This is a genomic window from Okeania hirsuta (assembly GCF_003838195.1).
Lineage (GTDB): Bacteria > Cyanobacteriota > Cyanobacteriia > Cyanobacteriales > Microcoleaceae > Okeania > Okeania hirsuta.
This window is the reverse complement of sequence record NZ_RCBY01000347.1, coordinates 1-5,755: the sequence shown is the minus strand read 5'-3', so window position 1 is coordinate 5,755 and position 5,755 is coordinate 1. Positions and strand designations below refer to the sequence as shown.

At 40.0% G+C, this 5,755-nt stretch carries 5 protein-coding genes; 3 read left to right on the top strand and 2 right to left on the bottom strand.

The features are described from left to right. Positions 1-557 (bottom strand): DUF4198 domain-containing protein (locus D5R40_RS29815; RefSeq protein ID WP_205127737.1); only part of this gene is annotated, 557 nt, incomplete at its 3' end. A 293-nt stretch (positions 558-850) separates the two neighbouring features. Here D5R40_RS29815 and D5R40_RS38280 point away from each other — a divergent pair. Both D5R40_RS38280 and D5R40_RS36425 read left to right on the top strand, forming a co-directional pair. Continuing rightward, the gene (locus D5R40_RS38280; RefSeq protein WP_205127736.1) at positions 851-1,015 is read left to right on the top strand and encodes a hypothetical protein; all 165 of its coding nucleotides are present in this window, start codon (positions 851-853) and stop codon (positions 1,013-1,015) included. A 1,961-nt stretch (positions 1,016-2,976) separates the two neighbouring features. Further along, positions 2,977-3,726: a helix-turn-helix domain-containing protein gene (locus tag D5R40_RS36425; RefSeq protein ID WP_205127735.1), complete on the top strand. Its 750-nt coding sequence runs from the start codon at positions 2,977-2,979 to the stop codon at positions 3,724-3,726. Between the two features lie 55 nt (positions 3,727-3,781). Here the strand turns inward: D5R40_RS36425 and D5R40_RS29805 are convergent, their stop codons facing one another. Continuing rightward, a complete protein-coding gene (locus tag D5R40_RS29805; protein WP_124155644.1) occupies positions 3,782-4,327 on the bottom strand; it encodes a hypothetical protein in 546 nt (181 codons plus the stop codon). Between the two features lie 531 nt (positions 4,328-4,858). Between D5R40_RS29805 and D5R40_RS29800 the strand changes: the two genes are divergently transcribed. After that, positions 4,859-5,335, top strand: a complete 477-nt coding sequence (locus tag D5R40_RS29800) for a hypothetical protein (RefSeq protein ID WP_124155643.1) — start codon at positions 4,859-4,861, stop codon at positions 5,333-5,335. The last annotated feature ends 420 nt before the right edge of the window (positions 5,336-5,755 follow it).

The window sequence follows — 5,755 nt, the reverse complement described above, 5'->3', positions numbered from 1 at the left end:
GTATGCGTGTGATCAGCATTCGTATGGGAATGGGTAGCCCCATCATGCTCATGCTCGTGATCATGCTTGGTTTCGCTATGTGAATGAGTGTGCTTACTTGCAACATAATCAGCATAGACCAATTGTCCGGATAGGGGCTCACCTTCCAGCAGCAACTTCACCTCCAGCTTTTCGCCCGTATAGGTTTCGTACGGATTTTTCTGAGGGACAAATTCAATGGGATAGCCCAAAACAGTACTCCAATCATTTGTCTTTGTATCGCCTACCTGGTAGATGGCTTTTACATGTTTTTGATAGCTCTCGACGGCATCCTGATCCCATGAGCCGTCATTCTTTCGTTGCTCAAGCATATCCAGAACTCCGTCGTGCTCCAGGTAGCTATTAAATTTATCGGCCGTGAGTTCGATGTTTCTTGCTTTGGTGGAAACCCCTGTTACATAGGTGCCCGCCTCAGCTGTGTAAAAGGTAAATTGAGTAATGGTACTGTCCTGATCTTCCCATTGAGTAGAAATCGATGGCCAGCCTTCTCCCTGAGCGACCAGGGAAGCATCCAGCATACGATCCCGGGTAATGATATTTCAACTCTTTTCAAATGTCCCATGTTAACAGACTCATGGTCGCTTGCTATCGGCTCTAGAAAATAGCTTTCCATTTGAGACATAGAAGGTCATGGCTGCAAAGCAAAACAAAGGCTAAAAGAAAGAAGGAAAATGGTTACGCATGTATTGATTTCTTGAGTACCAAATATACGAGGAAAACATAGGAGTGGATTTTGAATGAGAAAAGAAATCTCACTTTTGAGAGTAGGTGAAATGCAGGTGTTTTGAGCAGGGTTTAGTTCCCATATATTTTGCAGATTCCTGGAAAGCAATATGCCTGGCCAAACGAAATTGGCTCAGGCAAGAATATTAATTTTAAAGAAATTTTTACCGGATTTTCTGCTCTTCTTTCAAAATTGCAGATAACTTTAGGCCCTTTGCTGCAATATCAGGATACAGAATTTATGCTGAAATAAGTCTCGCTATAAAAGTCTTTCTGCTCCATAACCCACATGAATTTCCGCTGATCCAAGGTAAACGTTCGCTCATTGCGCCTAAGACCATTTCCAGGGTATCGGATCCGGCAATCCCTTTCCATGAGTATTGTTCGCTGCTATGGATTCAACCCGTCCGATGAAAATGAAGTGGTATCAAAGCGAGTAGATGGACACATTCATCATGCTATCCAAGGGAGAAATTGACCTGTCGGAAATGGAGGTACCTTGGGGTAATATGGCCATATTCCAGCGTTTGGCCCTCGCCTGGTTATGACGATACCGTTCCATCGCTTGTATCGGTTGGGATAATTGGGCCTCTCCATTTCGACTAAAACTTCCACATCAAAAACCACACCCTCTTATAGCAATAGGTATAAGCCTCTTTCCTTGCTTTATAAAAATCATAGTCATTGTAAAGGTATAAGCAAACGAATAAAGCAGGAAGGCAACTTTCAATCCGATACGAAGATATTTCTGCCAGGCTATGTCAAAAATAGGGTTCTATGGCAACGGGCTGGTAGGGTGCGGTTTACAATACATTTATCATCTGTTCGCGATACTTAAGCAGCAGAAATAAAATGATCAAAACGAGAAGAAAGAAAAACAACTTGAACGGAAGCCATAGAATAATGAGCAAGAAAACATTCCCCTATTACTCTCCTAGAAGCACAAGTAGGCCGGGAAGTAATGATCTACGAAATAGAATCAGCCAAACCGCCAGGGTTTCGAGAAAGGCCTCCCGAAAATTGGTAAGGAGCAGAGTAGCTAAATACATCCAGGTGAAACGCATGGGGGTAAATTCTCCCAGGGGTGTATAAAACTGCGCCAAAGAAGGATAAGGCATTTGAAGCACAAATAATTCGAAAATACATAGCAAACATAATCATCGCGAGATAATAGCGTAAGCTACTCTCCAAAAGGTATTGAGTTGCCGTAATCCTTATGCTTTTTATCCAGCAGCGACCAAATAGGTTAGCCAGCAAAAGCAATTCCTATATAGGCTACATTAAGCATCCAGTCATCAAGGGTATCCCCACTTCCTGAGGTGGATGGACCATTTAGGGGTTTCGTGTAATTCAGAGGTAAGTTTTGTATAAAAAAAGATGGGTAGTAGTAAAAATGTAGAGATAAACTCCCGATTACAGGAATAAAAGACCAAATAAGAGGTTTTCAATACAAAAGTACAAAGATGAATCTAAAGGCTATACGTTTCCATGTGCTCCAGGATTCATAAGCTCCGTGTCGGCACTCATTTTTTTGGATATTGGGTGTGTAATAGTTCAGTTTATTAGACCTGCATAAAGCGGAATTGATTGCCTGAATAATCTACCTAAATTTTGATGGGAAGAGTCCGAATGCTCAGCCTTTTATCTGAATTTTATCAGGAAGAATAGAGTACGGATACTGCTTTGAGAAGATTTTTCTCATTATTTGATATATTCAGCCAGACAGTCCGTTTACCTATTTGGTTCTGTTAATAGAGACTATAATACCTGCCTGGGGTGATAAACCAATGATCGGCTTTTATCTTTAGATAAGGATGCAACCTCCAGGGGTTTTGCAGGTGTTTAGGTAGCTATACAGAACTTCAACTCTCTTTATAGCCACCTAATAAGCATTGTTTTTATCTTGGGTTTTGCTTTATGCGATTATTATCCTGGGGCTCTTCAAAACAGGAGATCTGACTTCCTCAGCGGCTTCTGATCGTATTCTGGGTAATATTACTCTTCATAATTCTGACTATTATGCAGATTTATACCAAATTATATGGCTGTATACTATAGCTTCCACTTTCTGAATACCGCCCAGATTTTTCTTCCGGTACTGATATCCTCTACCTTAAATCCATATTTTTTAAGCAAGACCGATTCTTTTGGATGAATTTGATTCATCTATTCCCGAGTATAGTTTATGCGCTAGTCTATACCGCCCCAATAATCGTGAATTATGTTTCAGAGTCGATTGTATTCCCCTATGTAGAAGAGATTGATACAGTAGAGTTGACGCTGTACAAGGATATATATGGGGTGGTTTATTTCATTTTTTCAGTAAGGCTTTTGAGTCAGGTAAAGGGAAAGCTGGTCCACATTTTTTCAGAATTGTCCGAGGTCCAATTTAGGTGGTTATTCAAGTTTGTGTATACGTTTTTCGGAGTGATCACTCTGGATTTTCTATTCACATTGATCGAATTTCTATGGAACTATTATGCCGATTGGGATGGCTATGTTGTAGTGCTGGCACTTATTATCTCCATGTTTTATCTGGCTTATTATGGGATACAGCAAGTGAGTCATTTTATTCCAGAGTTTCTATTTGAGCCGGAGAAGGAAAAAATAGTATCTCAGGATTTCGCCGCACTAGGGATTCAACTAAAACAGCTGATGGAAGAAGAGAAACCTTATTTAAATCCCCGCTTATCTCTCAGGGATTTGGCAGAAAAGATGGGTATTTCAGACAAAAATCTGTCAATGATGATAAATAATCACCTGGAGCTAACTTTCTATGATCTGGTTAATGCTTATCGAGTAGAAGAAGCAAAAACCAGGTTGATGTCCGCAGATCTTGATAAGTATACTGTCACCGGAATTGGGAAAATGTGTGGTTTTAGTTCTAAAAGTAGTTTTTATCGGGTCTTTAAAAATGAAACCGGGATTACGCCTCTCGCTTACATAAAAAAGCAAAGAACGTAGTCCTATCGGAAGCATTGGGACTGAATGGAGCTTGATAATATTTTATTCTATCGGCTTAGTCATCAAATTGAAAGCCTCCGAAAAATTGGTAAGGAGCAGAGTAGCCTAAATACATCCAGGTGAAACGCATGGGGGTAAATTCTCCCAGGGGTGTATAAAACTGCGCCAAAGAGGGATAAGGCATTTGAAGCACAAATAATTTCGAAATACCATAGCTAAACATAATCATCGCGAGATAATAGCGTAAGCCTACTTCCAGATAGGTATTGAGTTGCCGGTAATCCTTATGCTTTTTATCCAGCAGCGACCAAATGAGGGTAGCCAGCAAAGCAATTCCTATATAGGCTACATTAAGCATCCAGTCATCAAGGGTATCCCCACTTCCTGTAGGTGGATGGACCCATTTAGGGGTTTCGTGTAATTTCAGGAGGTAGTTTTGTATAAAAAAAGATGGGTAGTAGTAAAATTTGTAGAGATAACTCCCGATTACAGGAATAAAAGACCAAATAGAGGTTTTCAATACAAAAAGTACAAAGATGAATCTAAAGGCTACACGTTTCCATGTGCTCCAGGATTCCATAAGCTCCGTGTCGGCACTCATTTTTTTGGATATTGGGTGTGTAATAGTTCAGTTTTGGATATAGACCTGCAGTAAAGCTGGAATTGATTGCCTGAATAATCTACCTATATTTTTGATGGGAAGAGTCCTGATGACTCAGCCTTTTAGCTGAATTTTATCAGGGAAGAATAGAGTACGGATACTGCTTTGAGAAGATTTTTTCTCATTATTTGATATATTCAGCCAGACAGCTCCGTTTACCTATTTGGTTCTGTAATAGAGACTATAATACCTGCTGGGGTGATAAACCAATGATCGGCTTTTATCCTTTAGATAAGGATGCAACCTCCAGGGGTTTTGCAGGTGTTTAGGTAGCTATACAGAACTTCAACTTCTCTTTATGAGCCACCTAATAAGCATTGTTTTTATCTTGGGTTTTGCTTTATGCGGATTTATTATCCTGGGGCTCTTCAAAAACAGGAGATCTGGACTTCCTCAGCGGCTTCTGATCGTATTCTGGGTATATATACTCTTCATAATTCTGACTTATTATGCAGATTTATACCAAATTATATGGCTGTATACTATAAGCTTTATTCGTTTGCTTATACCTTTTACAATGACTATGATTTTTATAAAGCAAGGAAAGAGGCTATACCTATTGCTATAGAGGGTGCTTTTGATGTGGAAAGTTTTAGTCGAAATGGAGAGGCCCAATTATCCCCAACCGATACAAGCCGATGGAACCGTATCGTCATAAGCCCCAGGCGAGGGCCAAACGCTGGATATGGCCATATTACCCAAGGTACCTCCAATTTCCGACAGGTCAATTTCTCCCTGGATAGCATGATGAATGTGTCCATCAAACCTCGCTTTGATACCACTTCCATTTTCATCGGACGGGTTGAATCCATAAGCAGCGAACAATACTCATGGAAAGGGATTGCCGGATCCGATACCCTGGAAATGGTCTTAAGGCGCAATGAGCGAACGTTTCCCTTGGATCAGCGGAAATTCATGTGGGTTATGGAGCAGAAAGACTTTTATTAGCGAGACTTATTTCTAGCATAAATTCTGTATCCCTGATATTTGCAGCAAAGGGCCTAAAGTTATCTGCAATTTGAAAAGAAGAGACAGAAAAATACGGTAAAAATTTCTTTAAAAATTATATTCTTAGCCTGAGCAATTTCGTTTAGGCCAGGCATATTGCTTTCCAGGAATCTTGCAAAATATATGGGAACTAAACCCTGCTAAAAACACCTGCATTTCACCTACTCTCAGAAAGTGAGATTTCTTTTCTCATTCAAAATCCACTCCTATGTTTTCCTCGTATATTTGGTACCTAAAGAATCAATACATGCGTAACATTTTCCTTCTTCTTTTAGCCTTTGTTTTGCTTTGCAGCCATGACCTCTATGTCAAAATGGAAAGCTATTTTCTAGATCCCGGGTAATGATATTTTCACTCTTT

Excerpts from the sequence above, each read along its gene's own strand:
- D5R40_RS29805 (WP_124155644.1), bottom strand. The coding sequence starts at position 4,327 with ATGAGTGCCGACACGGAGCTTATGGAATCCTGGAGCACATGGAAACGT.
- D5R40_RS29800 (WP_124155643.1), top strand. The coding sequence starts at position 4,859 with ATGGCTGTATACTATAAGCTTTATTCGTTTGCTTATACCTTTTACAAT.